Raw genomic sequence first — 2,011 nt, forward strand, 5'->3', positions numbered from 1 at the left:
CGGGGGGGGGGGGGGGGGGGGGGGGGAGGGGGGGGGGAAAAACCCAAACCACCCCCCCCCCCCCCCCCCCCCCCCCCCCCCCAACCCCCCCCCCCCCCCCCCCCCCCCCCCCCCCCCCCCCCCCCCCCCCCCCCCCCCCCCCCCCCCCCCCCCCCCCCCCACCCCCACCCCCCCCCCCCCCCCCCCCCCCCCCCCCCCCCCCCCCCCACCCGTGTTGGTGCGCTGCTCAGGCCCGCTTACCAGCGGTACCAGCGGCCGCGCTTGCCGCCGCTTGCCGCGGGTCGGATCACGAAGCCGAGGACCCACACCACCAGCACGATGACGGCGATCCACCACAGGGCCTTCAGTGCGAAACCGGCACCGAAGAGGATCAGGGCGAGCAGAAGAACAAGAAGAACAGGAACCATGGTTATCAACCTCCGAGCCTTCGTGTGCCCTGCGGATCGATCTCCACTCCTGCGGATCTTATGTGGCTTTTAGAGTGCCCATGGCTACGAAGTCTGTGCGGCAGCCTTGCGGTTTAGCGGTGGAATCCGGGGTGACACGGGGGATGAACCTCTTTCGAGTGAGACAGGGTGTGAGTGTTGTGGCTGCGGACGAGAAGGCTCAGGCCAAGGGTGAGCAGGTCGAGGGCAAGGTCAAGAAGGTCGTCGGCGGTGCGGTCGGCAACGAGTCTTTGAAGGCCAAGGGGCAGGCCGAGGAGTCCAAGGGCGACCTGCGCGCCGCCAAGGAGAAGGCCAAGGACGCCATCAAGCCCAAGTAGGTGCAGGACCCCTGATCCCGGCGGCTTGTTGGCTGCCGGGATCAGTGCTGTCTGCCCCTCCGTGGAGGGCGGACAGGTGCCTGCGTCCATCCGGAGTGTGCTCTCTCGGCCGTCGGGCGGCGCGTCCGAGTTGCCGATTCCGCGCCGTGGCGCAGGGCATTGGTGACGCCTCCAAGACCACCAGGACCACGGTTTCGGCAGCCTTTGCCTCGAATCGCCGGCACGAGACCGTCGAGGAGGCTCCGGGCGCTCTCGCGTGGGTCGGCCGCGGATGCCGTGGAGCGGACGGGTGGGACGCAGACGCTCATCGTGTCCATCAGGTCCCCTGCATCGGCGTCCCCGTTCGTCCGCGCGGCGCTTGTGCCCTGGCCTGCGGCCCGCTGACCCGGCAGTGACGGCTCTCCTCCTGCCATAGCTGTTCGAGGCCGACTACCTCTCCGTCGGACACGCGAAAATCTATGATGGACGGAGTAGACATTGGGTGGCGGCGTGGCTATGGTTTCTCTCGTGGCCCCGAGGGGCAGCAAAGCCTGGCAGAGACGAACCGCCAGGCAGCGGTACGTAGTTGCAGTGCGCAGGACGGTGCGGTGGTGGAGTTCTCGAAGCCAGGGTGGTTGCAGGACGGCGACGGGACTGACGACCGGACCGGGTGGCCCGCAGTGATCAGGGGCCGCCGCGAGCAGGACCGCAGTCGATGCAGAGGCAGTACCCGTAAGTGCAGTTCGCGGTACCCAGCAGTGAAGTCGGTGAGCGGTACCTCGGTAAAGGCGTCGGCTGCGGGCGCGCGTACCGGGAGGTTCGGCAGTGGGGTTCCAAGCCAGAGCAGACGCAGGACGGGCGACGGGGCTGGCTGCCGAAGAGTGGCGCTGTCGCAGGCCACTGAGCGGTTCGCATCACCAGCAGTGCGCAGTAGAGCGGTACCAGCAGTACGCGGTCCCCTGTTCGGTAGGGGGCTGATCACCGAGGGAAGAACGGAGGGGCCGATCGCCATCAGGATCGCCCGGGCGGACGTTGTGGGCCCGGGTACCGCAGGACATCGATAGTGAGGTGGTCTCCGGTCGAGCAACCGCGATCCCCGCACCCCCGACAGCGTCTCGGTCGGGTCTGCGGAAACATGAGACCGGCGCAGTACCAGGGCCGGCGGATGGTGTAGCAGTTCCTTCGGGGCCCTGGGGGGGGGGGGGGGGGGGGCCCCCCCCCCCCTTCCAACAGAGAGGCCAGCACAACAAAAAGCCCCTATCTACGACC

General features: G+C 69.2%; 2 protein-coding genes. One reads left to right on the plus strand and one right to left on the minus strand.

The window, feature by feature from the left end; translation table 11 throughout:
- Nucleotides 1-236: 236 nt before the first annotated feature.
- On the minus strand, nt 237-407 hold the full coding sequence (locus tag ACZ6KY_RS07695) for a hydrophobic protein (protein ID WP_328557713.1): 171 nt from the start codon (nt 405-407) through the stop codon (nt 237-239).
- Nucleotides 408-586: 179 nt separating this feature from the next.
- Here ACZ6KY_RS07695 and ACZ6KY_RS07700 point away from each other — a divergent pair, with 179 nt between their 5' ends.
- The gene (locus tag ACZ6KY_RS07700) at nt 587-763 is read left to right on the plus strand and encodes a CsbD family protein (protein ID WP_369481069.1); all 177 of its coding nucleotides are present in this window, start codon (nt 587-589) and stop codon (nt 761-763) included.
- The last annotated feature ends 1,248 nt before the right edge of the window (nt 764-2,011 follow it).

The sequence above is a fragment of the Streptomyces sp. NPDC042002 genome, assembly GCF_055588305.1.

Coding starts and splice junctions, on each gene's coding strand:
- ACZ6KY_RS07695 (WP_328557713.1), bottom strand. CDS start 407: ATGGTTCCTGTTCTTCTTGTTCTTCTGCTCGCCCTGATCCTCTTCGGT.